This window comes from Herbaspirillum sp. NPDC101397 (assembly GCF_044767325.1).
Taxonomy (GTDB): Bacteria; Pseudomonadota; Gammaproteobacteria; order Burkholderiales; family Burkholderiaceae_D; genus Herbaspirillum.
Genome location: NZ_JBIWNS010000007.1, coordinates 343,729 through 369,895 on the forward strand (window position 1 = coordinate 343,729; position 26,167 = coordinate 369,895).

The 26,167-nt window shown below is 61.7% G+C and carries 24 protein-coding genes and 1 other RNA gene; 15 read left to right on the forward strand and 10 right to left on the reverse strand.

Translation table 11 applies throughout. The features are described from left to right. Nucleotides 1-12: 12 nt before the first annotated feature. A complete protein-coding gene (locus tag ACIROW_RS18880; RefSeq protein ID WP_402277982.1) occupies nt 13-2,208 on the reverse strand; it encodes a TonB-dependent siderophore receptor in 2,196 nt (731 codons plus the stop codon). Between the two features lie 255 nt (nt 2,209-2,463). Between ACIROW_RS18880 and ACIROW_RS18885 the strand changes: the two genes are divergently transcribed. The 8 genes from ACIROW_RS18885 (at nt 2,464) to ACIROW_RS18920 (ending at nt 8,713) form a co-directional block, all read left to right on the forward strand. Further along, on the forward strand, nt 2,464-3,375 hold the full coding sequence (locus tag ACIROW_RS18885; protein ID WP_402277983.1) for a MurR/RpiR family transcriptional regulator: 912 nt from the start codon (nt 2,464-2,466) through the stop codon (nt 3,373-3,375). Nucleotides 3,376-3,649: 274 nt separating this feature from the next. Next, nucleotides 3,650-4,972, forward strand: a complete 1,323-nt coding sequence (locus ACIROW_RS18890) for an aspartate aminotransferase family protein (RefSeq protein WP_402277984.1) — start codon at nt 3,650-3,652, stop codon at nt 4,970-4,972. Between the two features lie 55 nt (nt 4,973-5,027). Next, a complete protein-coding gene (locus ACIROW_RS18895; protein ID WP_402277985.1) occupies nt 5,028-5,933 on the forward strand; it encodes a glutamate/aspartate ABC transporter substrate-binding protein in 906 nt (301 codons plus the stop codon). Between the two features lie 60 nt (nt 5,934-5,993). Next, a non-coding RNA gene (locus tag ACIROW_RS18900) (sX9 sRNA) lies at nt 5,994-6,068 on the forward strand. A 35-nt stretch (nt 6,069-6,103) separates the two neighbouring features. Beyond that, on the forward strand, nt 6,104-6,673 hold the full coding sequence (locus ACIROW_RS18905; RefSeq protein ID WP_402277986.1) for a carboxymuconolactone decarboxylase family protein: 570 nt from the start codon (nt 6,104-6,106) through the stop codon (nt 6,671-6,673). 39 nt (nt 6,674-6,712) lie between these two features. Continuing rightward, nucleotides 6,713-7,447 (forward strand): amino acid ABC transporter permease, encoded by a 735-nt coding sequence (locus ACIROW_RS18910; RefSeq protein ID WP_402277987.1) that lies wholly within the window; start codon nt 6,713-6,715, stop codon nt 7,445-7,447. 15 nt (nt 7,448-7,462) lie between these two features. Then, nucleotides 7,463-8,146 carry a glutamate/aspartate ABC transporter permease GltK gene (gene gltK, locus ACIROW_RS18915; protein ID WP_402277988.1) on the forward strand — a complete coding sequence of 228 codons (684 nt, stop codon included), beginning with the start codon at nt 7,463-7,465 and terminating at the stop codon, nt 8,144-8,146. A gap of 213 nt (nt 8,147-8,359) precedes the next feature. After that, nucleotides 8,360-8,713 carry a hypothetical protein gene (locus ACIROW_RS18920; protein ID WP_402277989.1) on the forward strand — a complete coding sequence of 118 codons (354 nt, stop codon included), beginning with the start codon at nt 8,360-8,362 and terminating at the stop codon, nt 8,711-8,713. Nucleotides 8,714-8,759: 46 nt separating this feature from the next. Here the strand turns inward: ACIROW_RS18920 and ACIROW_RS18925 are convergent, their stop codons facing one another. Further along, entirely contained in the window at nt 8,760-9,344 is a 585-nt protein-coding gene (locus tag ACIROW_RS18925) for an SRPBCC family protein (protein ID WP_402277990.1), read from the reverse strand. 177 nt (nt 9,345-9,521) lie between these two features. On the opposite strand from ACIROW_RS18925, the gene ACIROW_RS18930 reads away from it, so the two are divergent. The 4 genes from ACIROW_RS18930 (at nt 9,522) to ACIROW_RS18945 (ending at nt 14,860) form a co-directional block, all read left to right on the forward strand. After that, on the forward strand, nt 9,522-10,565 hold the full coding sequence (locus tag ACIROW_RS18930) for a LacI family DNA-binding transcriptional regulator (protein WP_402277991.1): 1,044 nt from the start codon (nt 9,522-9,524) through the stop codon (nt 10,563-10,565). Nucleotides 10,566-10,733: 168 nt separating this feature from the next. Next, nucleotides 10,734-12,098 (forward strand): glucarate dehydratase, encoded by a 1,365-nt coding sequence (gene gudD, locus ACIROW_RS18935; RefSeq protein WP_402277992.1) that lies wholly within the window; start codon nt 10,734-10,736, stop codon nt 12,096-12,098. 135 nt (nt 12,099-12,233) lie between these two features. Then, nucleotides 12,234-13,544 (forward strand): MFS transporter, encoded by a 1,311-nt coding sequence (locus ACIROW_RS18940; protein ID WP_402278052.1) that lies wholly within the window; start codon nt 12,234-12,236, stop codon nt 13,542-13,544. A gap of 86 nt (nt 13,545-13,630) precedes the next feature. After that, complete coding sequence (locus ACIROW_RS18945; RefSeq protein WP_402277993.1) at nt 13,631-14,860, forward strand: DUF2863 family protein; 1,230 nt, start codon at nt 13,631-13,633, stop codon at nt 14,858-14,860. 2 nt (nt 14,861-14,862) lie between these two features. On the opposite strand, the gene ACIROW_RS18950 is transcribed toward ACIROW_RS18945, so the two are convergent. After that, on the reverse strand, nt 14,863-15,393 hold the full coding sequence (locus ACIROW_RS18950) for an ankyrin repeat domain-containing protein (protein WP_402277994.1): 531 nt from the start codon (nt 15,391-15,393) through the stop codon (nt 14,863-14,865). 112 nt (nt 15,394-15,505) lie between these two features. After that, nucleotides 15,506-16,366, reverse strand: a complete 861-nt coding sequence (locus tag ACIROW_RS18955) for an oxidoreductase (protein WP_402277995.1) — start codon at nt 16,364-16,366, stop codon at nt 15,506-15,508. 163 nt (nt 16,367-16,529) lie between these two features. Between ACIROW_RS18955 and ACIROW_RS18960 the strand changes: the two genes are divergently transcribed. After that, on the forward strand, nt 16,530-17,429 hold the full coding sequence (locus tag ACIROW_RS18960; protein ID WP_402277996.1) for a LysR family transcriptional regulator: 900 nt from the start codon (nt 16,530-16,532) through the stop codon (nt 17,427-17,429). Between the two features lie 23 nt (nt 17,430-17,452). Here ACIROW_RS18960 and ACIROW_RS18965 read toward each other — a convergent pair whose 3' ends face one another. The 3 genes from ACIROW_RS18965 to ACIROW_RS18975 form a co-directional block, all read right to left on the reverse strand. Beyond that, nucleotides 17,453-17,830 carry a hypothetical protein gene (locus tag ACIROW_RS18965; protein ID WP_402277997.1) on the reverse strand — a complete coding sequence of 126 codons (378 nt, stop codon included), beginning with the start codon at nt 17,828-17,830 and terminating at the stop codon, nt 17,453-17,455. A gap of 103 nt (nt 17,831-17,933) precedes the next feature. Further along, entirely contained in the window at nt 17,934-19,157 is a 1,224-nt protein-coding gene (locus ACIROW_RS18970) for an MFS transporter (protein WP_402277998.1), read from the reverse strand. A 108-nt stretch (nt 19,158-19,265) separates the two neighbouring features. After that, nucleotides 19,266-20,423 (reverse strand): saccharopine dehydrogenase C-terminal domain-containing protein, encoded by a 1,158-nt coding sequence (locus ACIROW_RS18975; protein ID WP_402277999.1) that lies wholly within the window; start codon nt 20,421-20,423, stop codon nt 19,266-19,268. A gap of 354 nt (nt 20,424-20,777) precedes the next feature. Between ACIROW_RS18975 and ACIROW_RS18980 the strand changes: the two genes are divergently transcribed. After that, nucleotides 20,778-21,620 (forward strand): transporter substrate-binding domain-containing protein, encoded by an 843-nt coding sequence (locus ACIROW_RS18980; protein WP_402278000.1) that lies wholly within the window; start codon nt 20,778-20,780, stop codon nt 21,618-21,620. Nucleotides 21,621-21,769: 149 nt separating this feature from the next. Here the strand turns inward: ACIROW_RS18980 and ACIROW_RS18985 are convergent, their stop codons facing one another. The 3 genes from ACIROW_RS18985 to ACIROW_RS18995 all read right to left on the reverse strand — a co-directional run bounded on the left by ACIROW_RS18985 (nt 21,770) and on the right by ACIROW_RS18995 (nt 24,784). Continuing rightward, nucleotides 21,770-22,453, reverse strand: coding sequence for a DUF1120 domain-containing protein (locus ACIROW_RS18985; RefSeq protein WP_402278001.1), 684 nt, complete (start codon nt 22,451-22,453; stop codon nt 21,770-21,772). A gap of 288 nt (nt 22,454-22,741) precedes the next feature. After that, complete coding sequence (locus ACIROW_RS18990) at nt 22,742-23,443, reverse strand: DUF1120 domain-containing protein (protein ID WP_402278002.1); 702 nt, start codon at nt 23,441-23,443, stop codon at nt 22,742-22,744. 222 nt (nt 23,444-23,665) lie between these two features. Beyond that, nucleotides 23,666-24,784 (reverse strand): fimbrial protein, encoded by a 1,119-nt coding sequence (locus tag ACIROW_RS18995; protein WP_402278003.1) that lies wholly within the window; start codon nt 24,782-24,784, stop codon nt 23,666-23,668. Between the two features lie 351 nt (nt 24,785-25,135). Here ACIROW_RS18995 and ACIROW_RS19000 point away from each other — a divergent pair, with 351 nt between their 5' ends. After that, complete coding sequence (locus tag ACIROW_RS19000; RefSeq protein WP_402278004.1) at nt 25,136-26,146, forward strand: fimbrial protein; 1,011 nt, start codon at nt 25,136-25,138, stop codon at nt 26,144-26,146. The last annotated feature ends 21 nt before the right edge of the window (nt 26,147-26,167 follow it).

The following is a 26,167-nucleotide window of genomic DNA, read 5'->3' on the forward strand; positions in this document are numbered from 1 at the left end:
TTTCCAATTGCGTTACCAGCCGTACGACAGCGTTGCCGTCGCAGTGCGGCCTTCGCCGTACAGGCAGTAAGTGGTGGAGCAGATGCCGGGGTAATACACTTTGTCGAACAGGTTCTGGATGTTGAAGGCCAGGCGTGCGCCCTTGAGCTTCGGATCCAGTTTCGCCAGGTCGTAACGCAACATCGCATCGACCAGGGTGAACGACGCGATCTTTTGCGTGTTGCCGGCGTCGAGCCACATTTTACCGGTGTAGCGCGCACCGGCGCCGAAGCCGAGGCCATTCAACGGACCGTTCTTGACTTCATAGTCGGCCCATACCGAGGCCGTATGCGGGGCCAGCGAGGTTGGCGCCTTGTCCTGCGCCGGTGCACTGGCCTTCAGGTATTTGCCTGCGGTGTAAGCATAGGCGGCCGTCAGGTTGACGCCGCTTTCCAGCGTCAGCTTGGCTTCCAGTTCGATACCCTGGGTGCGCAACTCACCGGTCTGCACCGAGCATTGCGTGCCCCCGGCGCAGACGTGCGTCGGATCCGGATCGGTCATGGTGTTGTTCTTCTGCTTCTGTTGATACACCGCAGCAGAGAACATCGCGTTGTACGCCTTCGGCTGATAGCGCACGCCGGTTTCATACAGCACGCCCTTGGTCGGGATGAATGGCTTGCCGAAGAAGTCGGTGCCGCTGATCGGTTCGAAGGATTCCGAATAGCTCACATAGGGCGCTATACCGTTGTCGAACAGGTAGAGGGCGGCCAGGCGCTTGGTGAACGCGCTGTCTTCCAGTTTGGCCGTGGTGGCAAGGGTGCTCTGGTTGCGGGTGCTGGTGCGCGCCTGTTCATAGCGGCCCGCCAGCGTGAAGCGCCAGTTGCCCAAGGCCGCCTGGTCTTGCAGGTAGACGCCGGGGCGCTCCTGCTTTTGCAGCGTCGGCACGGCAAAGGTAAACGCCGAAGTTGGCAGGGTGCCGTATACCGGATTGAAAATGTCGATCGGCCGGGCAGTGGCGCTGGCCGAACGCGTGTCTTCTTCATACTGTGAATAGTCGAAGCCGACCAGGCTGGTGTGCTTGAACGGGCCGGTGTCGAATTTCGCTTCCAGATGGGTGTCGACGTTGGTGGTCTGGCTCTGGCGCCAGGCTTGCGACGCCGAGCGCAATACCGTGCGATTGTCGGCCTGCAGGTTGGCGAAACTGGTCGGCGAGATCGCGCGCGAATAGGCGTTGACGTCGGTGAAGCGGAAATTCTGGCGCAGCGTCAGCGCATCGTTGAAGCGGTGTTCGAATGCGTAGCCGACCGCGTGTTGTTCGCGCGTGTAGATGTTGTAATCCGGCTCGCCGAGATTGCGGTTGCGCGCAATCTGTCCGAGAGGATTCACAAACAGCGTGCCCTTGGACGGCATGAAATTGCGCGGACTCAGGTCCTCGCTCAGGTAATGCGCCAGCAGTGTGAAGCTGGTGTCGGCGGAAGGCCGCCAGGTGATCGCGGGAGCGAAGTAGCGGCGGTTGTTCTTGACGCCGTCGACGCTGGTGCCGGCATCCCGGACCAGGCCGTTGAGGCGGTAGCTCAGCTTGCCGTCTTCATCAATGGCGCCGCCGATATCGAAGGCGGCCTGCTTGCGGTCGAAGCTGCCGTATTGCACCTGCAGTTCACGGACCGGTTCGGCAGTGGGGCGCTTGCTGACCGAGTTGGCGATGCCGCCCGGCGCGTTGGTGCCGTACAGCACTGAAGCCGGGCCGCGCAATACTTCAACGCGCTCCAGGCCCCAGGTTTCGGTACGCATGGTGACGGCGCCGCCGCCGCCCGAATAGACCACGCGCAGCCCGTCCAGATATTGCGAGGCGAAGAAGCCGCGGATGTACTGCCAGTCGCCGTTGGGGTCCGGGTAGGGCGCACCGACGCCGGGAGTGTAGGCCAGCGCATCGATCAGGTTTTGCGCGCCGCGCGTGTTCATTTCGTCACGCGTCACGACGGACACGGACTGCGGCGTTTCCAGCAAGGGCGTTTCGGTCTTGCTGCCGGTCAGGGTTTTCTTGGCGACGAAACCGCTGACCGGACCGGTGGCGGTCTGGTCGGTGGTGGCAGTGACGTTGACTTCCGGCAGGGCGCCGGCGTTGCCGGCGGCTTCCTGCGCAGACGCGGTGTGGACGATGCAAAACAAGGCGGCGGCAACGGCGGCTGAAACAGCCGTCGGCCGCGCGTCGAACGAGCGGTATGACATGGTGGATTCCCTCTAAGTTATCGCGGTCCTGTGCCTGGCAACGATAAGAATCGGGAGCTGGGTATCTGGAGTAAGCCTGTGAATTATTTGGTTTTTGACTAGACTTATTTCTAGATGATAACAATTCCTATTCAAAATGTCATCCCTCACGGTAGGCGGAAGCCGGAAATGAAACCAATGTTGCACGCGCCTGCGCCGCTGCAATTTGTGAAACAATGCAGCCTCCCTGATTCATTCCCACATGCATACGCCGCCATGACGGATTCCACCGCTGCCACCGCTGACACCCCGGCCAACTTCGCCGAACTCGACGCCCTGATCCGCGCCAACTATGCCGACATGCGTCCGCAGTTCCAGGCCGGTGCGGCCTTTCTGCTCGACAATCCGGGCGAGGTGGCGGTGTCGACCATGCGCGCGGTCGCCACGCGCGCCGGCGTGCAGCCGTCGACGCTGGTGCGGCTGTCGCAGTATCTTGGCTTTCCCGGCTGGGGCGAGTTGCGCGCGCTGTTCGTGGAGCGCCTGGCCGTCACGCCCAAGGCCTACGCTTACAAGGCGCAGAGCCTGGTCAAGCGCAACAACAGCGACATCCTGATCGCCGAAATCTTCCAGGCCCAGCGCGCCAACCTCGACGCTTCCGAGCCGAAGAATGCCGACGAACTGCTGCGCGCTGCACGCACGCTGACCAAGGCGCGCCATGTGCATATCGCCGGTTTCCGCGCGGCGTATTCGGTGGCCTTCATGCTGGAATACCTGTACCGCCTGTTCCGCCCCAGCGTCACGCTGATCAAGGGCACCGCCGGTTCGCTGGCGATGGAATTGCGCGCGGTGGCGCCGCAGGATGCCACCATCGTGATCAGCTTCGCGCCGTATTCAATTGAAGCGGTGCAGGTGGCCGAGGCCGCCAAGCGCGCCGGCAGCAAACTGATCGCGCTGACCGACAGTGCAGTCGCGCCGATCGCGCTGCAGGCCGATCACACCATCCTGTTCTCGCACGACAGCCCGTCGTTTTTCCCGTCAATGGCGGCTGCCATCGCGGTGGCGGAAAGCCTGATCGAACTGGTGATTTCGCTCGACGACGACAAGGCCGTCAAGCGCCTTGAGCACGCCGAGGAAGAGCTGTACCAGAGCGGCGCTTATGTGAATCACGTGAAAGCCGGCAACAAGTAAGTTGCTCGGCCGGTTCACGTTTCAACATTCACTGCAACAAGTGTTGCAGCAATGATTGCCCTGTCCTGATCCACCACGATGCCCCCGCAGTGCCCGGAGGCGCTGTCTTTACGCGCCGTTCGATGGCGATTGGCGAGACGACCTGATTTGGTGCGGAGTTACGTCGCAATGCACCAAAAAATGCGCAATAAAATATATATGCAACAAACGTTGCAAAAGCGATTCTTTCAATTTATAGTTGGCCCCAACTTGATTTCAGTACGGGACCAGCTTCATGACACACGTCTTCCATCGTTATCCGAAAATGACCCTGCCGGTCGCCGCAGCAGGCGAGGGCATCGAGCTGATCGACAGCAAGGGCAAGCGCTATCTCGACGCCTGCGGCGGCGCGGCGGTGTCCTGCCTCGGCCACGGTCATCCGCGCGTACTGGCGGCGATCCACAAGCAGGTCGATGAGCTGGCCTATGCGCACACCTCGTTCTTCACCACCGCCGTCGCCGAGCAACTGGCCGACGAACTGAGCGCCTCGGCGCCGGGCGACCTGAATCACGTGTACTTCCTGTCGGGCGGTTCGGAGGCAGTGGAAGCGGCGCTCAAGCTGGCGCGGCAATACCACGTCGAGAACGGTCAAAAGCAGCGTCGCCATTTCATCGCGCGCCGCCAGAGTTATCACGGCAATACGCTCGGCGCGCTGGCCATCGGCGGCAACGCCTGGCGCCGCGAAGCCTTCCTGCCGCTGCTGACGCCGTCGCACCACGTGGCGCCGTGCTACGCCTACCGCGAGCAGCTGAGCGGCGAATCCGACGCGCAATATGTGCAACGCCTGGCCGACGAACTGGAAGCCAAGATCCTCGAACTCGGCGCCGATGAAGTCGCCGCCTTCGTCGCCGAAACCGTGGTCGGCGCCACCGCGGGTGCGGTGCCGCCGGTCGGCGACTATTTCAAGAAGATCCGCGCCGTCTGCGACAAGTACGGCGTCCTGCTGATCCTCGACGAAGTCATGTCCGGCATGGGCCGTACCGGCCATCTGTACGCCTGCGCCGAAGACGGTATCGCGCCCGACATCCTGGTCATCGCCAAGGGCCTGGGCGCCGGCTACCAGCCGATCGGCGCCATGATCGCCAGCGACCGCATCTATAACACGGTGGTCGGCGGCAGCGGCTTCTTCCAGCACGGCCACACCTACATCGGCCACGCCACCGCCTGCGCCGCCGCGCTCGCCGTGCAACAAACGATCCGCGAAGAGCAACTGCTGCTGAACGTGCAGGCGCGCGGCGAACAATTGCGCGCCCGCCTGCGCGAAGTCTTCGCCAACTATCCGAATGTGGGCGACGTGCGCGGCCGCGGCCTGTTCGTCGGCGTCGAGCTGGTGGCCGAGCGCGACAGCAAGCAGCCGCTCGATCCGGCGCGCCGCACGCACAGCCGCGTCAAGAGCGAAGCCATGCAGCGCGGGCTGCTGGTGTATCCGATGGGCGGCACCGTCGACGGTCGCCAGGGCGACCACATCCTGATCGCGCCGCCGTTCATCAGTACCGCCGCCGACATCGATGCCATGGTTGAACGCCTGGTTCCGGCGGTCGATGCAGCACTCGCATAAATCAATAACAAACACTCAAGCAGCACCCATCTACATCTTCAGGAGAGGAAGCGCCATGAAACGATTTACTTACCCGCTGCTTGCATTGTTGTCCACGCTGGCCTGTGCGGGCGCCGTGCACGCCGCCGACGCCGGCCTCGGTCCGACGCTGCAAAAGATCAAGGACGGCAACGTCATCGCCATCGGTCACCGCACCAGCTCGATTCCGTTTTCCTATTACGACGAAAACCAGAAGGTGGTCGGCTATTCGCAAGACCTGTGCAACAAGGCCATCGACGCGGTCAAGGCGAAACTGAACCTGCCCAACCTGGAAGTGCGCATGATCCCGGTGACCTCGCAGAACCGCACGCCGCTGCTGCAGAACGGCACCATCGATCTCGAATGCGGCGTCACCAGCAACCTCAAGGATCGCTGGCAGCAGGTCTCTTTCAACACCACCTTCTTCGTCGCCAGCAGCCGCATCCTGACGCGCAAGGACAGCGGCATCAAGGACTTCCCCGACCTCGCCGGCAAGGCCGTCGTGACCAACGCCGGCACCACCTCGGAACGCCTGCTGCGCACGCTCAATGAGCGCCGCAAGATGAACATGCAGATCCAGAGCGCGAAGGACTACGGCGAAGCTTTCCTGATACTGCAATCGGGCCGCGTCGCCGCCTACGTGATGGACGACATCCTGCTGGCCGGTGCGCGCACCACCGCGCAAAAACCCAACGACTGGCTGCTGACCGGCACGCCGTTCGGCGCTGAACCGTACGGCTTCATGGTGCGCAAGGACGATCCGCAATTCAAGCAATTGGTCGACGGCGCACTGAGCGGCCTGATGAAGAGCGGCGAGATCAACCGCATGTACGCGAAGTGGTTCACCTTCCCGATTCCGCCGAAGAACATCAGCTTCAATTTCCCGATGCCGGAAGACGTCAAAAAGCTGTATGCCAATCCAAGCGACAAACCCATGGATTAAACCTGCTTACGATCTTACTGCGAGGCCATGATCCGGCGCCGGGCGGTGCTCGGAATCCTCATGTACTAAAGTACACTCCGGTTCCTGCGCTCCGTCCGCCACCGGCTGATGGCCTCTCGCTACAGATCGTAAGCAGGTTTTGAGGTAGTCCATAAATCTGGAGCAATGACATGAAACAATCACGCCTGCCCGCCTTCGACGCAGCCCACGCCACGCCCGACCAGAAAGCGCTGCTCGACGACATCCTGTCGGGCCCGCGCGGCAATCTCAACGGGCCGTTCGTGAGCTGGATCCACAGCCCGGAATTCGGCCAGCTGGCGCAAAAGCTGGGCGCCTACTGCCGCTATGAAACCGGGCTGCCGCTGCGTCTATCCGAACTGGCGATCCTGGCCACGGCGCAGCAATGGCAGTCGCAGGCGGAGTGGTACATCCACCTGCCGATCGCGATCGACGCCGGCCTGTCGGCGGACGTCGCCGAGCAGATCCGGCAAGGCCAGACGCCGGTGTTCGCGCTGGAGGACGAACGCGTGATCTGGTCCTTCGCCACCGAACTCGGCCGGCGCAAGCGCGTCAGCGATGCCACCTATGCGCGCGCGCTGGAACTGTTCGGCATCAAGGTGGTGGTCAACCTGATCGGACTGCTCGGCTACTACGCACTGGTGGCGATGACGCTCAACGTCTTCGGCATGCGCGCCGAAGGCCAGGCCTCGCTGCCTTTCCCTGAACCGCCCCCGGCCTGAGCGCCGCGCGCATCTCATCCCTCATCCTGAGAGCATTGCATGGACTACCGCTGGAACTGGAGCGTCTTCCTCCACCAGGCCGCCGATAACCAGACCTACGCCGACTGGCTGCTGTCGGGTTTGTCGGTGACGCTGGCGCTCGGCCTGTCGGCCTGGTGCCTGGCCCTGGCGCTGGGCACCGTGCTGGGCATCATGCGCACGCTGCCCAATCGCTGGCTGCGCGGCGCCGCCGCGACTTACGTCGAACTGTTCCGCAACGTGCCGCTGCTGGTGCAAGTCTTCATCTGGTATTTCGCCATGCCCGAGGTGCTGCCGTTCGGCATCGGCGACGACATCAAGAGCATGAGCCCGCTGGCGCAACAGTTCACCACCGCCATGCTGTGCCTGGGCTTCTTCACCGCGGCGCGCGTGTGCGAGCAGGTGCGCTCCGGCATCGGCGCTTTGCCGCCCGGACAAAAGAACGCCGGCCTGGCGATCGGCTTCACGCTGGCGCAGACCTACCGCTACGTGCTGCTGCCGATGTCGTTCCGCATCATCCTGCCGCCGCTGACCTCGGAATTCCTCAACATCTTCAAGAACTCGGCGGTGGCCTCCACCATCGGCCTGCTGGAGCTTGCCGCGCAGGGACGGCAACTGGTTGATTACACCGCGCAGCCGTATGAGGCCTTCATCGCCGTCACGCTGACCTACATGCTGATCAACATCACGGTCATGACGCTGATGCGCCGGCTCGAAGGGCGCGTCGCCCTGCCGGGTTTCGGCGGCGGAAAATAGAGAGGGCGCGCGGCCATGAGCTATCAGTTCGATTTCAGTTCCATCACGCCTGCAGCGGTTCAGGTGCTCGGCCACGGCATGGCGATCTCGCTGCAGATCACCGCCACGGCGATTGCCTTCGGCATCATCTGGGGCACGCTGCTGGCGATGATGCGGCTGTCGTCGTCGAAGCCGTTGCAGTGGTTCGCCAGCGGCTACGTCAACCTGTTCCGCTCGATACCGCTGGTGATGGTGCTGCTGTGGTTCTTCCTGATCGTGCCGCAACTGCTGCAGAAGGTGTTCCACCTGTCGGCGTCGAATGACTTGCGCATGATCTCGGCGCTGGTGGCGTTCTCGCTGTTCGAAGCGGCCTACTATTCCGAAATCATCCGCGCCGGCATCAAGAGCGTGGCGCGCGGCCAACTCGCTGCGGCATTCGCACTGGGTTTGACCTATACGCAGACGATGCGCCTGATCATCCTGCCGCAGGCCTTCCGCAACATGGTGCCGCTGCTGCTGACGCAAGGCATCATTTTGTTCCAGGACACGTCGCTGGTGTACGTGAGCGCGCTGGCGGATTTCTTCGGCCGCGCCTACAGCATCGGCGAACGCGACGGCCGCATCATTGAATTGCTGTTTTTCGCGGGTGCGGTGTATTTCGCGATCTGTTTCAGCGTGTCGCTCTGCGTCAAACGCTTCCAGAAAAAAGCGGCGGCGTAGCAGACAGACAATACCGGCAGCATCCTCGCGTCGGGTAGGTTGGTCGACGTGATTTTCGACAATCTTTCTACTAAAACATCGAACGATCGATCTATAAAACAAGATTCAAAAACTATTCTGAATTCGACCTTGCACTTGGTCTTTATCTTGACTAGATTGGGTATTCCATCAGAAAAACAGCGCACTTATCTGTCGACCAAAAGGAGCACAGTAATGAGTCCTGCATCTGTCGCAACGGAAGACCGTTCATCCATCTACACCAGCGCCATCGGCGTCAATCTCCCTCCCCGGCCGCACCGCCGACGCGAGCGTCTCGATATCACGTTGCTGGAAATCGATCCGCGCGAAGTGGTGGACGGCATGGTGCTCGACAACGGCATGTTCCTCGCTCCCGATCCGATCCCGGTCGGCACCATGCGTGAGACTTGCCCGCATTGCGAAGGCGTCGCACTCCAGCTGGTGCTGCGCCGTCATCAGGTCAAACGCTCGCACCTGTTCTGCGACCACTGCACGCGTTGCTATGACGCCTTGTGCGACGGCGGCTATTCGATACTCGGGATAGTCTGAGACGATCGGTTCTTCATCACGATAGCGTCACGATAGAGAAGCGGCCTCAGGGCCGCTTTTCCATTTCAGCCTTGACGGCGTTGAGCATGTTGCGCAGGTCGCGTTTCATCAGTGTTGCACCAAACAGGGTCGGCACATAAAAATCAGGCGCTATGATGCCGGCGTAGGAAATGCGGGTGCGTCCTTCGTCTCCCGGCTGCTGCGCCTGCAATGACTGCAATTCCCAACGCGCCTGGTATTCGCGCATGTTGCCGCTGACCAGGCGGATGTCGATGGCGTCCATCGCTTGCTCGGTGACGTGCAGCACCAGATCGATGTTTTGCCGGAGGAACAGGAATTGGGCGAAACCGTTTTGGATGACGACACGCTCATTGCCTTCGCGCGAGGTGACTTGCGAATGCGACAGGTTGGGAACGAATTCGGCCAGCCGGTCGTAGTCGGTCAGCACTTTCCAGCTGCGCGCGATGTCGGCATTCGTGGTCATCTTCGCCGTCACTGCAAACTGCGGGTAGCCTTTGGCGTGGGTCATGACGACGCTGATATCGGGCTCGCCGGCGGCGGTTTGCGCGTCGGCGTCGAGGCAAGCGGTTCCGGACAGCGCCACGAGTGAGCAAAGCAGAAAGAGTCGCAAAGGGATTCCCGGGTGGTCAGTTCATCAATGAGCAAACGGGAGCTTACGCGAATCTGGCGCTGGCGCAATGTCATCCACGGTGGCGCACTGGTATCGGTACCATTTTGTCGATGCTAAAATCGCGCCATGACGAAGCCTTCGATTCCTGCCATTTCAGCACCTTCACCTGACGCCCCGATGACCGCCCCTGCACCTGCCGTGCGCAAGGGCCGCAAGGGCGCCGGGCTGACCCTGCGCGACGTCGCCAGGCTGGCCGGCGTGGCGCCGATCACCGCCTCGCGCGCGCTCAATACGCCCGACGCGGTGTCGGAGACCGTGCTCAAGAAGGTCCGTGAAGCCGTCGAGCGCACCGGTTACGTGCCCAACCTGCTGGCCGGGGGCCTGGCTTCCAAGAAAAGCCGCCTGGTCGCCGCCGTGGTGCCGACCATCGTCGGGCCGATCTTCCTGGAAACCGTGCAGTCGCTGACCGAAGCGCTGGCCGACGCCGGCTACCAGCTCATGCTGGGTCAGAGCGGCTACGAGAATTCGCGCGAAGACGCCTTGCTCGAAGCCATCATCGGCCGCCGTCCCGACGGCGTGGTGCTGACCGGCATCATGCGCTCGGCCGAGTCGCGCAAGCGCCTGCTGGCCAGCGGTATCCCCGTGGTGGAAACCTGGGACCTGACGCCTACGCCGATCGACATGCTGGTCGGCTTTTCGCATGAACGCATCGGCGTCGCCGTGGCGCAGCACCTGCACGCAGCCGGTCGCCGCCGCGTGGCCGTGATCGCCGGTGTCGACGAGCGCAGCCGGCGGCGCGCGCGGGCGTTCTCCGACGAAGCGGTGCGGCTTGGCATGGCGCCAGCCGGTCGCGCCGAGGTGCCGCAGTGCATGGTGCCGGCGCCGACCACGCTGGGCAGCGGCCGCACCGGCCTGGCCGACCTGCTCGGGCAGGACGGCGCCATCGACGGCGTGTTCTGCAGCTCCGACATCCTCGCCATGGGCGTCATGATCGAAGCCCAGGTGCGCGGCATCGCGATCCCGTCGCAGCTGGCGGTGATGGGTTTCGGCGACCTCAGCTTCTCGCGCGACCTGCATCCGCAACTGACTACCGTGCGCATCGACGGCACCGGCATCGGCAAGACCGCCGCGCGCTTCATCATCGAACGTGCGGAAGGCCGGGAGGTGCCGGAACGCGTTCATGACATCGGCTTCACCATCATCGAACGGCAGAGCGTCTGAGCGCTGCGGCGCTCATCTTCCTGGTCCTCTTCCTCCATTTGTTTGCGATCTGACAACATCGCGCTAAACCGATTGACAGCCAAAAACGGTACCGCTACCATTTGCATCAATCGGAATTGGTAGCGGTACCAATTCCGTGTGCCCATCGATCACCGTACAAGGCCCACCATGTCTGCTCAGCCAAACGCATCACTGAATTCTTCCCGCTCTTCCGCGCCTGTCGTCACCGGGATGCAGGTCATCCCGGTCGCCGGCCGCGACGGCATGCTGCTCAACCTGAGCGGCGCGCACGGTCCTTACTTCACGCGCAACATCGTCATCCTGACCGACAGCGCCGGCAACACCGGCGTCGGCGAAGTGCCAGGCGGCGAACGCATCCGCCAGACCCTGGAAGACGCGCGCGAACTGGTCGTCGGCCAATCCATCGCCCACTACAACGCCGTGCTCAATCGCATGCGCCGGACCTTCAGCGACCGCGACGCCGGCGGCCGCGGCTTGCAGACCTTCGACCTGCGCATCACCATCCACGCCGTCACGGCGGTGGAAGCGGCGCTGCTCGATCTGCTTGGCAAGTTCCTCGGCGTGCCGGTCGCAGCCTTGCTCGGCGAAGGCCAGCAACGCGACAAGGTGGAAATGCTCGGCTACCTGTTCTACGTCGGCGACCGCAACGCCACCGACCTCGACTATCACAGCGAACCCGACAACGCTGACGATTGGCAGCGCCTGCGCCATGAGAAAGCCATGGACGCCGACGCCATCGTGCGGCTGGCCGAGGCGGCCTACCAGCGCTACGGCTTCAACGACTTCAAGCTCAAGGGCGGCGTGCTGCGCGGCGAGGATGAAATCGAAGCCGTCGCAGCGTTGCATGAACGCTTTCCGCAGGCGCGCATCACGCTGGACCCCAACGGCGGCTGGTTGCTGAAAGACGCGATCCGTTTGTGCCGCGACCAGCACGACGTGCTGGCTTACGCCGAAGATCCCTGCGGCGCCGAGAACGGTTACTCCGGCCGCGAAGTGATGGCCGAGTTCCGCCGCGCCACCGGCCTGCAGACGGCCACCAACATGATCGCCACCGACTGGCGCGAAATGGGCCATGCGATTCAACTGCAATCGGTCGACATTCCGTTGGCAGACCCGCACTTCTGGACCATGCAGGGTTCGATACGCGTGGCGCAACTGTGCAATGAGTGGGGCCTGACCTGGGGATCGCATTCCAACAACCACTTCGATATCTCGCTGGCAATGTTCACGCAAGTGGCAGCCGCCGCGCCGGGCAAGATCACCGCCATCGATACGCATTGGATCTGGCAGGACGGCCAGCGCCTCACGCGTGAACCGTTCAGGATCGTCGGCGGCATGGTCGACGTGCCGACCGCACCGGGCCTGGGTGTGGAGATCGACATGGAACAGGTAATGGCGGCCAACGCGCTCTACAAAGCCAAGGGCCTGGGTGCGCGCGACGACGCCATCGCCATGCAGTACCTGATTCCGGGCTGGAAGTTCGACAACAAGAAGCCTTGCCTGGTCAGATAAGCCAACAGCTTCAATACGCATCACGACAATAAAAAGCGCAATAAAAAACGCAATAAAGATCGCACAGGCCGCCACGACGGCCGCAGCGACAACCTCAAGGAGACAGCAGTGAGCAATCCCGCAAATGAGCAAAACATCGCGGCCTGGGCCGCCCATCCCGACGGCCCGGCAAGCGGTCCGCTGGCCAGCGCCATCGACAAGGTCAAATGGCGCATCCTGCCGCTGTTCGTGATCATGTTCATCGCCAACTACATCGACCGCGTCAACATCGGCTTCGTGCGCTCGCACCTGGCGACCGATCTCGGCATCGGATCGGCGGCGTTCGGTCTCGGCGCGGGATTGTTCTTCATCGGCTACGCCATCTTCGAAGTGCCGTCCAACATGCTGCTGCAGAAATTCGGCGCCAAGGCCTGGCTGACGCGCATCATGCTGACCTGGGGCGTGGTGGCGACGTCGATGGCCTTCGTGCACAACGAGACCTCGTTCTACATCCTGCGCTTTTTGCTAGGGGTGGCCGAGGCCGGCTTCTTCCCGGGCGTGGTGTACTACTTCACGCAATGGCTGCCCAACAGCGAACGCGGCAAGGCGATGGCGGTGTTCCTGAGCGGCTCGGCGATTGCGTCGATCCTGTCCGGCCCGATCTCGGGTGCGCTGCTGCAGATCGAGGGTGGCGGCCTGCATGGCTGGCAATGGATGTTCATCATCGAAGGCCTGGCCTCGGTGCTGCTGTGCTTCGTGGTCTGGCGCCGCCTCGATTCACGCCCGCAGGACGCCACCTGGCTCAGCGACGACGAGCGCAACAGCCTGGCCACCATCATCGCGCATGAACAACGCGAGCGCCAGGCCAGCAAGCCGGTGCACGTATCGTCGTGGAGCCTGCTCAAGGACCCGCAGATCCTGCTGTTCTGCTTCATCTACTTTGCGATCCAGCTGACCATCTACGGCGCCACCTTCTGGCTGCCCAGCATCATCAAGAAGATGGGCCACTTCAACGACTTCCAGGTCGGCCTGTTCAATTCGATTCCATGGATCATCTCGATCGTCGCGATGTATATCTTCGCCAGCCTGGCCGCGCGTTTCCGTCACCAGCAGGCATGGGTGGCGGCGACGCTGATCATCGCTGCGGCCGGCATGTTCGCCTCGACCACCGGCGGCCCGGTGTTCGCCTTCGTCGCGATCTGTTTCGCCGGCATCGGCTTCAAGGCGGCCTCGTCGCTGTTCTGGCCGATCCCGCAGGCCTATCTGGACGCACGCATCGCCGCCGCCGTGATCGCGCTGGTCAATTCCATCGGCAACCTGGGCGGCTTCTTTGCGCCGGCGACCTTCGGTTATCTGGAGCAAAAGACCGGTTCGATCCAGGGCGGCCTGTATGCACTGGCGGTGGCTTCGGTGATTGCCGCCGGGCTGGTGTTCCTGGCGCGGACCTCGGGCAAAAAAGCAGTCTGAAGGAGCAGTCTGACGGCGCGGTCTGAAGGTAATGGAGGGCGGACTTGTTACAATGTCCGCCTCTTCTCTCCACCAGCATTCCAGCCATGTCCAAAAGCAAGCGCCCCGCCGGCAAAGCCGCCCCCTCTTCCGCTCCTTCCGTGGTGCCGGCCGAATACGATCTCGACGAAGCACTGGTCGACAAGCTGGCCAACCTGGCGGTTGAACTGGCGACCGAGGACGAAGCCTCGCCCGACTTGCCTGCCAAGCAACGCGACCTGCACCGCATCATCACCAAGAGCCTGCGCCAGCAGCAGGACGACGTCCTGTACGAAGCGCTGGAACGCGCGCGCGACCAGGAAGCCGAAGCCTATCCTTACCTGCGTGAAAAGATCGAGGAAGCCGCCGAGACGGTCTTCTTCACCCGCAACGAGCGCAGCTATGAAGTCAACGCCTTCGTCATCCCGATGTTCGTGCGCACCATCGGCGGGCTCGACGCGGAGCAGAACTTCCGCGATGCCGACGCCTTCACCGAACTGACCGCCAGCATCAAGGAAGCCCAGCTCGAGAGCGCCGATGCCAAGGTCGTGCTGGTCAGCTACGCCTACCATCTTGATGAAATCGACGCGATCACCTACAGCCATCTCGAAGCCATGGTGCGCGACGCTTACGCCGCCATGACCGACAAGAAGATCACCGAAACAGCGGCTATCAATCGCAGCATGAGCAGCTGGCCGGCCAATCGTTTCGGCGCCGAGGACACGGCGGTGGAATTGCGCTTCCTGCTGGGCTTCGCACTGAAGACGGCAGACGATCCGTTCTACACGATTCCGAAAGACGAAGCGGCGATGGACGCCTACTTCGCAGTGCGCGCGCAGCGCTTCCAGACCTGGAGCGAAAAGGTCGTGCCGCTGGTGCAGCGCTGCCTGGTCACCGATGGCCGCCAGTTCGACGTGCACTTCCTGTACCAGGACCTGTTCCACGGCGGCAAGGAACGCGGCATCGCCGAGTACTTCATGCTGCAGATGATGTCGGAGCTCGACCACGGCCTGCAGGAAAGCGGCGTGGATGCGCAGCAGACCCATGCCGTCATGGGTCCGGTGGATATCGAAGGAGAAATCTTGCTGCGCGTGAATATCTACAACGGCGAGACCGTTGTCGCCACCGCCGAGAAGCCGCTGGATGGCGCCGCCGCTGACAATCTGCAGATCGAACTCGACGACACCTGCGACGCGCTGCTGACCATGGGTTTGAAATCGGTGGCGCTGGCGGAAGAATTTGACGCTGACGGCAACGCCGTCAACGTCCAGCCTTACGCCGACGGTTCCGCAGCTTAGATTCAGTTCGCCAGACGGCGCTCCAGCAGCGCCGTCGTCTCCGGCGCCCCCATGGCGCGCGCCGCTTCCAATGCCGTCGCCCCATTCTCGCTGCGCGCCTTGATGTCGGCGCCGTGCGCCAGCAGCAACTCCACGATTTCCACGCGATTGAACATCGCCGCAATCATCAGCGCCGTCTTGCCGTCGGGCGATGCGCCTTCGACATCCGCGCCGCCGTCGAGCAAAGCTTGCACCACCGCCGCATGTCCCTTGAACGCCGCGCCCGCAATCGGCGTCTGGCCGTTGTCGTTGCGCAAGCCGGCGTCGGCCTTGTGCTGCAGCAGGACCTGCACCGCCGCATCATGGCCGTGGTACGCGGCCAGCATCAGCAGGCTGTCGCCCTTGTGGTCGCGCAGATTGGGCGGCAGGCCCTTGGCCAGATAAGCCGCGAGCTCATCGGCTTCGCCGTGGCGCGCCAGGTCGAACATCTTGGCGGCGAAATCCAGCGTGGCGTCGTCGAGCTGGCCCGGATCGTTGGGTGGGGAAGAGGTCATGGCGATTCCTTCGAAAACGTGAAAGCCGGCCAGGCTGCATGCATGACCGGCGACTGTCGTCGATCATAGCAAACAACCCGGCCGGCTTCAGGCGGCCTCGCTTCCTCTTACATCATGCCGTGACGTCGTCGTGGTTGGTCGAGGTCGACACCGCCATCCATTGCTGCAACTCGGCTTCCACCGCCTGGTTTTTCTTCTGAATCGCGGCAACGGTGTCCGAGCCGAGCGCCAGGCGCAGCGGCGGGTTGGCGTCGTCGGCCAGCTTCAGGATGGCGCTTGCCAGCTTGGCCGGATCGCCCGGTTGCTTGTGGTTGGCGCCGGCCATCAGGGTGCGCATCACACCGACGCTGTCGGCGTATTGCGCGATATGGTTGGCGGTCGACACCACCGAATCGGCGTTGAGGAAGTCGGTGCGGAAGAAGCCCGGTTCCACCACCGTGGCGCGCACGCCCAGCGGCGCCAGTTCGGTGTGCAGCGCTTCGGTCAGTGCCTCGACGGCGAACTTAGTCGCGCAGTAAACGCCCCAGCCCTGATGCGACATATAGCCGCCGATCGAGGAGATGTTGATCACGTGGCCGCTGCCCTGTGCACGCAGCGTCGGCAACACGGCGCGCGTGACGTGCAGCAGGCCGAACACGTTGGTGTCGAATTGTTTTCTCACTTCATCGGCGCTGGCTTCCTCGACCCCGCCCAGCAAGCCGTAACCGGCGTTGTTGACCAGTACGTCAATGCGGCCGAAGCGTGCGACGGCTTGTTTGGCCGCAGCTTGCGCGTCGGCTTCGCTGGTGACGTCCAGCTTCAGCGCCAACAGGTTGGCTTGTTCGCCGAGCGCGTCGATGACGGTTTGCGGATTGCGTGCGGTGGCGATCACGCGGTCGCCGCGCAGCAAGGCGTCGCGGGCGATCAGCGCGCCGAAACCGCGCGACGCGCCGGTGATGAACCAGACTTTGGCTGTTGTCGGTGCTTGTGTCATGGTGATGCTCCTTGGTGAATTGTCTATCGTCGGATGTGAACTGCACTGTGGCTTTGCGCAATTGGCAGGACGAAGTGTAGGCAGGCGCGCGCTGTTACACTAGACAGCGTCAACGTGTTTCATTTACAACCAATAGTTGTAAATAAATAAGGAGCGGGAAGCGATGGACAAAGCCAGGGTAGTGACGATTTTCTTGGGCGTGGTGCGCGCCGGCAGCTTCAGCCAGGCGGCGGTGGAAGCCGGCATGACGCCGCAGGCGGTCAGCAAGGCGGTGCGCCAGCTGGAGGAAGACCTGGGCGTGCGTCTGTTCCATCGCAGCACGCGCAAGCTCAGCCTGACGGAAGAGGGCGCGCGCCTGGCCGAGTTGGCCGACCCCGGCCTGCGCCTGCTCGACGAAGCACTGGACCAGGTGCGCAACAGCCGCCGCGACGCCGAAGGCATGATCCGCGTGAGCGCGCCGACCTCGGTGGGTAATCTGTTGCTGATGCCGCTGATCCAGGAATTCCAGGAGCACTACCCGAACATCCATTTCGATTTTTTGCTCGACGATCGCTTCACCGACCTGGTGGCCGAACGCGTCGACGTCGGCTTTCGCACCGGCAAGGAGCCGCAGCGCAACCTGGTCGCGCGTCGCCTGGGCGACATCGTTCTGCAAATCTACGCAGCACCCTCGTATCTGGAAAAATACGGCAAGCCGAAGAACCTGGATGAGTTGCGCAAGCATCGCTGCACCGGTTTTCGCCATCCCAATACCGGCAGGCTGTCGCCCTGGATGCTGACGGTGGACGGCTCCACGGTCTTTGAGGAAATGCCGGCGGTGGTGAGTTTCAATACCATGGAGTCGGAAGTCGCCGCCGTGCAGGCCGGCGTCGGCATCGGCCAGCTGGTGGTGTATTCGGTGCGCGAGCAGGTCGCCGCCGACAAGCTGGTGCCGCTGCTGCCGCGCCTCAACAGCGTCTATGGCGGCCTGTACATGTACTACCCGCAGCGCAAGCAGATGCCGCAGCGCGTGCGGCACTTCATCGACTTCATCACGGAAGCCCTGCGCCACACAGGAATTTGAACAGCGCCTGAACTACCTTGGCGTCACTTGGTAATCATCTGCAAGCGGGTCAGTGACAGCGCCGGTTGCTGTCCGGTCTGCAGCTCAGTCCGCAGCGGGCCGGCCTGGCGCGGCAAGCAACGGAAATCGAGTTCCACCTGCATCGGTTGCCAGCCGCGCGCCTGCTGGCGCAGCTGCATGTCGCGATCCTGGCCGGCGCAATACGCCACGGCTTTTTCGCGGCTGGCGTTGGTCAGCTGGGCCATCGACATGGTGTAGCTGATGCCGGTGGCGATGAGGTTGTAATTGTCGTCGCCGTCGACCGACACGACTTCGCTGAAGTTGGCGCAGCCGCTCAGGGCGCAGGCAGCAAGCAAGGGTGCAAGTAAAGTCGTCGCCCGGGAAATCACGAAGGGTTGCATGGAAATCCTGCACTGATTGATCACGCAGCCAGTGTAGAACCGTGCCAAAAACTATTACATCATCCTGATTCAACTTTACCTGTGTACAAAATCGTCAAGAGCATCATCGTGCGGGCAACTCGCGCAGTCGCGCCACACGCGAGGTCATGATCACTACAGCCTGCAGGACAAATCCGGCCAGCACCATCAACAGGCACGCGGATGTCCCCCACTGGCTCCCCACCAGGCCGCCCAGCGTCGCGCCAAGCGGACGCGCGCCGGCATTGGCCGTCAGGAACACCGCAGAGACCCGGCCGAGCATGGCGTCCGGCGTCATGCTCTGGCGCAGCGTGGTGGTCGTGATGGTCCACACCATTGGGCCGGCGCCCAGCAAGAAGAAGCACAGCCCCGCCAGCGCCGCATGCGGAATGATCAGCGTAGCCGCGAGACTGGCGCCGGCCAGCACGCCCGCCACCGGACCGATCTGGATGGCTCGCCCCAGCGGTAATCCGCCCATTACCCGCGCCGTCGCCAATGCGCCGGCGATCATGCCGGCGCCATACAGGGCCAGCGTAAAACCCACCGCTCCGGTCCCCATGCCGAGCACGCGGATCGCATACGGCACATAGCTGGACTGCAGCGCGAACCAGGACAGATTGAAGATCACGCCGGTGATCGCGACCGGCCGCAGCAAGACATCGCGCCAGACGAATGACGCGCCCTCGGCGATCTCGCGCAACGGATGTCGCCTGCTTGTTGACGCGCGAACGACAGCAAGCTCCGGCAGCCGCAGCAACATGACGATGGCGGCGGACGACAACAACACCGCCACGCTGAACGCAGCCGTTGCGCCGGCCCACGACACCAGCGCGCCGGCCACCGCAGGGCCGGCCGCGAAGGCAGCGCTACGCGCCAGCTCCAGTCGCGCATTGGCCTGGGCCAGCGATGCGCGCGGCGCCAGCAAAGACACCAGCCCGGGCGCCGCCACGCTGAAACCGACGGTGCCGATGGCGCCGGCAAATCCGAGCACGGCCATCCAGCCGATGCTCAGCGCGGAAGAATGCAGCACCAGCAGCAAACCCAGCAGCGCCAGGCAGCGTAGCGCTTCGCTCCACAACATCAGGCGCCGGCGCAGCAAGCGATCCGCCAGCACGCCCAGCGGCAGCGACAGCAGGAGAAACGGCAGGGTTTGAAAGGCGGTCAGCGTGCCGATGTCGCCGGGACCGGCGCCGAGCGCTAATACTGCGACCAGCGGTGCGGCGGCCAGGCTGAGTTGTTCGGCGGATTGCGCGGCCAGGTTGGACCAGGCCAGCGTGGAGAAGGCGGGTGGAAGTGGCGATGTACGCATGGGAGACTGCCCTGATCGGATCTGGTTTCGATCAGGGCAGTCTGCGGTGACCACGGTTCTTGCGCACTCCGGTTTTTGCTTTGAATACCGTGCAAATCCGGCGACGCGTCAGGCCACGACTGCCGCTTCCCGCTCTGCATGGCGAGACACGTACGGCGCATGCGGGTTTGCTCCCTGCGCGCCTTGCGAACCGTGGGCATACACGCGGCCAAATCGATTACCGAGAAAATCCGCCAGCGCAATCTGCTCCTGCCGGATGAAGCCGTGCGCCGGCAATTTGCCCTGCCGGAACAGGTCCAGCGCGGTGCAGATACCGGCCGCTGTAGTGATCTGGATCGCGCTCTCATGCACGCCGTCGCGGGTGGCGGCGAAGATCTTGCGCGAGAACACCTCCTGCACGTGCATGCCGTCGCGCATGCCGCTCACTGTCACGAACACCAGCACCACATCCTGCATGGTGGTCGGCACCGACTTGCGCAGGATGCCCTTGAGCTGCTCCTGATCGTCGCGCAGGCGCAGTTCTTCCAGCAGGAATTTCACCAGGTTGCGGTGGCCCGGATAGCGCACCGATTTGTAATCGAGATTGCGCACCTGGCCGGCCAGCGTGCTGCACAGCGTGCCGAGCCCGCCCGAGGTGTTGAAGGCTTCGTACTCGACCCCATCCAGCGAAAAATGCTCGAGTCCTTCCAGCGGCTGGATGTCCTGCATCTTGCCGTCGCGGATCGCTTCGCAGGGATGGCAGTACTCGTTGACGAGGCCGTCGACGCTCCAGGTCAGGTTGTATTTCAGCGCATTGGTGGGAAACTCCGGCAGCGCGCCCACGCGCATCTTGACCTCGTGGATCTCGTCGAAGCTGCTCGTCAGCGAATGCGCGGCGATGCCGATGAAGCCCGGCGCCAGCCCGCATTGCGGCATGAAGGCAGTGTCCGCGCCGGCCGCCAGTTTGGCGATGGCGCGGGTGGCGCGCACGTCTTCGGTCAGGTCGAAATAATGCACGCCGCTCAGTTTGGCCGCCTTCGCCACGGCGGTGGCCATGTGGTACGGCAGGGCATTGAGGCAGGCGTCGCGGCCCGACAGCAGGCTGCACAGCGCGTCGTGGTCGTTGAAGTCGACCTGCGCGGTGGCTACGCCGAGCGCGCGCATCGCGGCCAGCGCGTTGGCGTCCCGGTCGGCGGCGAGCACTTCGTAATCGCCGTCGGCATGCAGGTGCAGGAGGCGGGCGATGGCCAGGCCGATGTGGCCGGTGCCGAGCAGGACGATTTTCATGATGGCGCTCCTTGTTGTGAATTTGCAGTGGATTTGGAGCCGTGACAGCCGGCGGATGCCTTTATTGTAGGGAGCAGTCGGCACGATAAAAAGACCAGGATTGATGCGTGTATGACGATAATTTGGTCGTTTTGTAGTGTATGACGCTATAAATAGCCGTCCATGCCGAAAAAGCATCCGTACAGGCGATCTTCCAGCGCATTCTCAGCAAGCGGGAATATGCAATATGCCGCGCAACACATACCGCTTGGTATTAAAATTGCCGGATGCCATCGGGACCAGAAGTCCTGAAGGCGCCAGAGAATCAAACCAGCGCACATCAGTGCCACTTCATACATCCAGGGAGAGAAGCAAATGCAAAATCGCCGCAGTTTCATCACCAACGTCGCGGGTCTCGCCGCCGCCAGCTATCTGCCCGGCGTTTTCGCGCAGAGCGCGCCAGCCGGCGAAAGCACCTTCGCCCGCATCAAGCGGACCAAAGTGCTGCGCATTGGTGGTGTACGCGGTCAGGCGCCTTACTACAACAAGGACCTGGCCAGCGGCGAATGGGTCGGCTTCATGGTCGACTTCGCCAAGAACCTGGCGGCCAGCCTGAACGTCAAGCTGGAAATCCTGGAAACCACCTGGGGCAACTCGGTGCTGGACCTGCAGACGCGCAAGATCGACGTCTTCTTCGGCCTCAATCCGACCCCGGCACGCCGCGAAACCGTCGGCTTCTCCGAGCCGCTGTTCAACAACGCGTTCACCATCGTCTCCAAAAAGGGTTTCGCACCGAAGACCTGGGAAGAGCTCAACAAGCCTGAAGTCAAGATCGGCGTCGACATCGGTTCCTCGCACGACGCCATGATCACCCGCGTCTGCCCCAAGGCCACCATCGTGCGCCTGGAAAAAGCCGACGACGCCACCCTGGCCCTGCAAACCGGCCGCGTCGACGTGCAAGTGCTGGTCTGGCTGCTGGCCCTGAACGTGCTCAAGAAGAACCCAAGCCTGGGCACCATGATCGTGCCGATGCCGCTGGAAGCGACCTCGACCAACATCGGCGTGCCCAAGGAAGACGACAAGGCCTGGCTCGAGTACATCAACAAGTGGATCGTGCAGGAACGCGCCGCCGGCAAGGTCAAGTCCACCGTGCTGGAAAACCTGCAGAAGCTGTCGGGCGTACGCCCGGAAGACGTGCCACCGCAGATCCCGCTGTAATGTTGCGGTAATTTCGTCGGCAATAAATACCGCAGCGACGAAACGCCGAAACGCCGCCGTTCCGAGTCAGTCGGGACGGCGGCGTTGTCGTTTGTGCAGCGCTGAAGCCAGCGTGATCAAGTGTCGATCCAAATGCGCCTGGTGCGCGGTTAGAGGTAACGCATCTCCAGTGTTGTCAAACCATCGAGGGGAATGTCATTGCCGGGAGGGATGTTGCCCAGCTTGTCGATGAATGCTACGACCGTCAGGGTGCCGCTCACATTGTTGATGGCGAGAGGTTCAAGGTCTGTATAGGAGGTGCCCCAGGAGTACCAGCTGTCGCTGATCAATTGCAGGTAGCCGCTGGAGGAAGTCCGCCAAGTTTTCCCGCCATCGCCGGATGAGGCGGGAGCGAGCGTGGTGGTGCTGGAACCCCCGTTGGCTTGCGTTCCTCCATTCATGACCACCATATAAATACCGATGGTCTTGCCATCCACTATCCCCAGGCCGAAGGCGGCGGCATCGCCCCAGTACTTCGAGACGTCAAGCGCCATGCCTTTTACCACTGACGGCTTGCGGTTGTCCGTAATCTGCAGTGCGATGCGCGCGGCCCCGTTGTCGCAGTTGATTGCATAATTCACGGTCCTGCCGCCGAGCGAAGTGACTTTGGTGTCAGACAAGCGCGACGCAGGGATGCGTCCGTAGTCCACGACACCGTCAGCCGAGAGCGTCAATGTGCACGCGGAAGGCCGCACCGAACCCTTGACTTGCAGTTCGGCGGTGTCGGCAGCGCGCGCACCGCCAGACAGGGTAAGCGCGGCAAACAATGCAGACAAGAGCATGGCGTTTTTCATTTCTGGCTCCCTCGTTAATCAATATCGCTGAATTAATTCGATAACGATCTGTTATTCGATGGAGTGAGTTTGCCGTGTTCCTTGTTTCGTTTATATGAGAATAATCTCAAAAATATACGAGATTCGAAATTTCCATGTGGAAAAACATCCAGAGCTCCCGGTCGGGTTGCATCCAGCGCGGCTGAATACCCCCGTTGATTCTGTGCAGGTATGGACGCAGTCCGACTGCTCCGCCAAACTGTCGCCCTGGGGGATGACGGTGCCCTTGCCCACGTCGCGTCGCCCTGCTTACAGGTACACCAATTCCAGTGTGGAAGATCCGTCCAGCGGAATCGCGTCGCGCACCGGCAGATTGGCGAGCTTGTCGATAGTGACCTCAACAGTCAGTTCGCCGGCTACCGTGCTGAAAGTGCCCGGGGCGTGTTGTGCACCCGTTCGGATTGAATCAGGGTCGTTTGGCGCCCATGTATAGATCAGTGTCGGACGGAAGAAGGCGCCATTGCTACTGTAAGCATTGTTCCAGATGGTCGGGTCGGAGCCGAGACCTCGATTCAGGTAAAGAGCGATGTTATAGCCATCCGCCTGGACCTTGGTCATGCTGACGGTGTAAATGCCGACTTTTTTGCCATCGACAATCCCGAGTCCATAAGCAAAGTTATCGTCCTTGTATCCATTGGAAAACGACATGATCGCGGGCACCACGGAGGACGCGCGATTGTCGCTGAGCTTGAGCGCCACCATGGCCTTGCCGGTTGCGCAATCGATGTTGAACGCCGTGGTTCTGCGTTCCAGCTTGGTCGCGGCGGTGTTGCTCAGTCGCGACGGCGGAATGTTGCCATAGTCAATCACGCCGCCTGCGGCAAGATTGAGCGTACAGGACGGCGGCTTGACTGAGCCCTTGACTTTCAACTCTGTGGTGTCGGCAGCGCGTGCGCCGATAGACAGGGTGAGCGTGGCAAACAGTGCTGACAAGAGCATGGCGTTTTTCATTTCTGACTCCCTCGGAAATAAATATTGTTGGATTGACCCGATAACAATGCGTTATTCGATGGAGTGAGTTTGACGTGTTCCTTGCTTCGTTTATATGAGAATAGTCTCAAAAATATGCGGATTATTTAGAATAAATTTCCCGGTTGCAATTGTTCTTGCGTCAGTTGCCGTGACCGGCCGCAGCAACCGTGCCCTGATCCTGCAGGCAGATACCCGGCTCGCTTACCGGTACTGCATGGTAACCACCGTGGTGCCGGTCACCGTCCCGGTGCCGACTGTCGCGGCAGTCTGAAAATACTGAACCCGCATCGGGAAGTTGTACATGCCATTGAGCGATGGCGGCGGTGTGCCTGGTTCGAGCGCATTGAAGGCGATAGGGCGCCCGGAAGTGGTATTGATGATTTGCAGAGCGACTCCTGCCGCCTTGCCGTCACCCTCGCTGACCGCGATGACGCCCGCTGCGCCGGAGGCATGGCGAGAGCTTTCTGAGAAAGATACGCCCACAACCTGTCCGGCCACGACCCCCGAACAATCGGCTGATATGTTGAAGTTGGTGCGTTCTGCCGGCACAGTGCCGATACCCGTAAAGAGGCGTTGCGGCACGGAACGCAGGGTGACGGCGGGAGGCACTGTCAGGTTGCAGGTAGAGCCATAAGATCTTACGTCTGTCGACAGGTTCATGATTTTTTCGGGAAACGCGACACCAGCAAATATCTCAATAAAAATTCGAGGGACTCCGGCATAGTATAGTTGTTGGGGACTCCGCAATCCGGCGCCAAGTGCCGCATCGTTGGTTTTTTTATATCGCAGGCGTGGCTTTACCGTGACCCTGGTGATGCCAAGCGGATATTCAAAGTAAACATAATCACCATCTGATCGGGTCGTCGGTCCCGAGCTTGTGGCGCCGCTGAATTCGATGTCCGAATCGAATTGCAGTCCTACTGGACCAGTAACGAAACCGCCTCGAATCGGCTTTGCCAATATTCTCCTGTTACTGCTAATGCGGTTACTCACGTCCACGACCGGGCAATTAACTATCCCCGCGTCCGTCCATGTCTCGTCGTAGACCACGGTACCGACGGGTGCTGCTGAACCCGTGATCGCTTTTGTCGGCATATAGCTACCGAATCCTGCGACAAAGATAAAACTACAGGTCGCCCATACAGAATGAATGAACGCCAGGTTCAGCAGCAAAGCGAGCAGAAGTTTTTTGAACAGCGCGCCACCGGGAGCGAAAGCCCTTTCGCCTGCGCTGTTCCAGAGAGCAGCATTTCCAGAATGGGCCCGTGTTGGCAACGTCATCGACGGCAGAAACCGTCTTCCATATTTGCTCGCGTGCATGCGCTTCTCCAACGGTCAAATGGCGAGAGGATACAAGTCCATTTGTTGCGCCGATATGAGAAAACTCTCAAAAGCTTTCCAGATCAAATCTCTCCACAGGCAATCGCATTGAGTCAGGTCCAGTTCAGATAGCTCGGGACCGGTGCAACAGACCGTGCCGGATCGGTTTGGCGAGTCTGATGCATCGCGCCGACAGCCTATTGCAACGACCCGGCAGTTCGAGAGTTTTCTCATATCTTTCACAGGACAAAAAATTCAAACTCCTTGGTTACGGGCGCTTCACGGTAAGCGCCTCCTCGCCGTGTTTGCTGCAAAGCTGCGGCGGCTGAATGGACAAAAAAGGAGCGGATGATGAACATGCAGAAATGGTGCTGGAAAGTGGCGGTGAGCTTATGCGGCGTGGTGGTGGGACATGCAGCTTTCGCTGCGGACGGTTGTGTGATTACTAGCGGCGGGTCCGATCCTGCGATTGCAGACTTCACTGGAAGCTTCAATAGCCGCATTGACATCAGCAGCCTCGCTGTAGGTGCGGTAATAGCCACCGCGGCGAGAAGTGCCATACCCGCCCCGCTTAACAGCAATTGCCCGGGTGCTTCCGGCACCACCGTGGTTTCAGGTATAGTGACGGGAAGTGCAATACTGACCGGCAGCGCAGGGCCAAACAACACCCTCCAAACTAAAGTCCCAGGAGTTGGCATAAGAATCACCGGTTCCAATGGAGGGGGGAACTCCTACACCAAATTTTGGCCAACCAGTGCGAGCAGCAAAGCTGGCACCGGGCCAGCTTTTATCACGGTTGATTTTGTCAAAATCAGTTCCGCCACAATTGGCTCAGATGATTTGGCTGGTGCCGACGTGCAACTCGCCAAGGGGGACAACCAACTGGTGACCATTCAAATCACCATTCCCACCATCAAATTCATCCGCGGCAGCGCCACAACCTGCACTCCTACGGTCGTGCCGGGCAACACAATCACTTTACCCAAGGTGTCGGTTTCGGCGCTGTCCGCCAACGGCCAGAAGGCGGGCTGGACGCCGTTCTCGATCCGGCTCGACAATTGCAAGACCAGCGGCGTGCAATCCAATGCGGTGAACGTCCGCACCTTTTTTGACGGTCCGCGCGTCAATGCGACGACAGGAAATCTCAACGTGACCGGAGCCGCCAACGTGCAACTGCAGTTGAGCAATGGCGACGGCTCGGTGATCAACCTGGCCGGCGTGAAAGGGAGTCAGAACGTCGCCACCACGCGGATAAGCGCCGGTACGGCAACCCTGCCGTATGCGATAAGCTATTTTGCGACAGGCAAAGCAGGGTCGGGGGCGGTGAGCAGCACAGTGAATTTCACGATTGAATTTCCCTGAGACGCATGATCAGCTGCTTGA

Excerpts from the sequence above, each read along its gene's own strand:
- ACIROW_RS18990 (WP_402278002.1), bottom strand. The coding sequence starts at position 23,443 with ATGAAAAACGCCATGCTCTTGTCAGCACTGTTTGCCACGCTCACCCTG.
- ACIROW_RS18905 (WP_402277986.1), top strand. The coding sequence starts at position 6,104 with ATGAAACAATCACGCCTGCCCGCCTTCGACGCAGCCCACGCCACGCCC.
- ACIROW_RS18975 (WP_402277999.1), bottom strand. The coding sequence starts at position 20,423 with ATGAAAATCGTCCTGCTCGGCACCGGCCACATCGGCCTGGCCATCGCC.
- gltK (WP_402277988.1), top strand. The coding sequence starts at position 7,463 with ATGAGCTATCAGTTCGATTTCAGTTCCATCACGCCTGCAGCGGTTCAG.
- ACIROW_RS19000 (WP_402278004.1), top strand. The coding sequence starts at position 25,136 with ATGAACATGCAGAAATGGTGCTGGAAAGTGGCGGTGAGCTTATGCGGC.
- ACIROW_RS18885 (WP_402277983.1), top strand. The coding sequence starts at position 2,464 with ATGACGGATTCCACCGCTGCCACCGCTGACACCCCGGCCAACTTCGCC.
- ACIROW_RS18930 (WP_402277991.1), top strand. The coding sequence starts at position 9,522 with ATGACCGCCCCTGCACCTGCCGTGCGCAAGGGCCGCAAGGGCGCCGGG.
- ACIROW_RS18965 (WP_402277997.1), bottom strand. The coding sequence starts at position 17,830 with ATGCAACCCTTCGTGATTTCCCGGGCGACGACTTTACTTGCACCCTTG.
- gudD (WP_402277992.1), top strand. The coding sequence starts at position 10,734 with ATGTCTGCTCAGCCAAACGCATCACTGAATTCTTCCCGCTCTTCCGCG.
- ACIROW_RS18955 (WP_402277995.1), bottom strand. The coding sequence starts at position 16,366 with ATGACACAAGCACCGACAACAGCCAAAGTCTGGTTCATCACCGGCGCG.
- ACIROW_RS18920 (WP_402277989.1), top strand. The coding sequence starts at position 8,360 with ATGAGTCCTGCATCTGTCGCAACGGAAGACCGTTCATCCATCTACACC.
- ACIROW_RS18960 (WP_402277996.1), top strand. The coding sequence starts at position 16,530 with ATGGACAAAGCCAGGGTAGTGACGATTTTCTTGGGCGTGGTGCGCGCC.
- ACIROW_RS18880 (WP_402277982.1), bottom strand. The coding sequence starts at position 2,208 with ATGTCATACCGCTCGTTCGACGCGCGGCCGACGGCTGTTTCAGCCGCC.
- ACIROW_RS18950 (WP_402277994.1), bottom strand. The coding sequence starts at position 15,393 with ATGACCTCTTCCCCACCCAACGATCCGGGCCAGCTCGACGACGCCACG.
- ACIROW_RS18970 (WP_402277998.1), bottom strand. The coding sequence starts at position 19,157 with ATGCGTACATCGCCACTTCCACCCGCCTTCTCCACGCTGGCCTGGTCC.
- ACIROW_RS18995 (WP_402278003.1), bottom strand. The coding sequence starts at position 24,784 with ATGCACGCGAGCAAATATGGAAGACGGTTTCTGCCGTCGATGACGTTG.
- ACIROW_RS18985 (WP_402278001.1), bottom strand. The coding sequence starts at position 22,453 with ATGAAAAACGCCATGCTCTTGTCTGCATTGTTTGCCGCGCTTACCCTG.
- ACIROW_RS18895 (WP_402277985.1), top strand. The coding sequence starts at position 5,028 with ATGAAACGATTTACTTACCCGCTGCTTGCATTGTTGTCCACGCTGGCC.
- ACIROW_RS18945 (WP_402277993.1), top strand. The coding sequence starts at position 13,631 with ATGTCCAAAAGCAAGCGCCCCGCCGGCAAAGCCGCCCCCTCTTCCGCT.
- ACIROW_RS18910 (WP_402277987.1), top strand. The coding sequence starts at position 6,713 with ATGGACTACCGCTGGAACTGGAGCGTCTTCCTCCACCAGGCCGCCGAT.
- ACIROW_RS18980 (WP_402278000.1), top strand. The coding sequence starts at position 20,778 with ATGCAAAATCGCCGCAGTTTCATCACCAACGTCGCGGGTCTCGCCGCC.
- ACIROW_RS18890 (WP_402277984.1), top strand. The coding sequence starts at position 3,650 with ATGACACACGTCTTCCATCGTTATCCGAAAATGACCCTGCCGGTCGCC.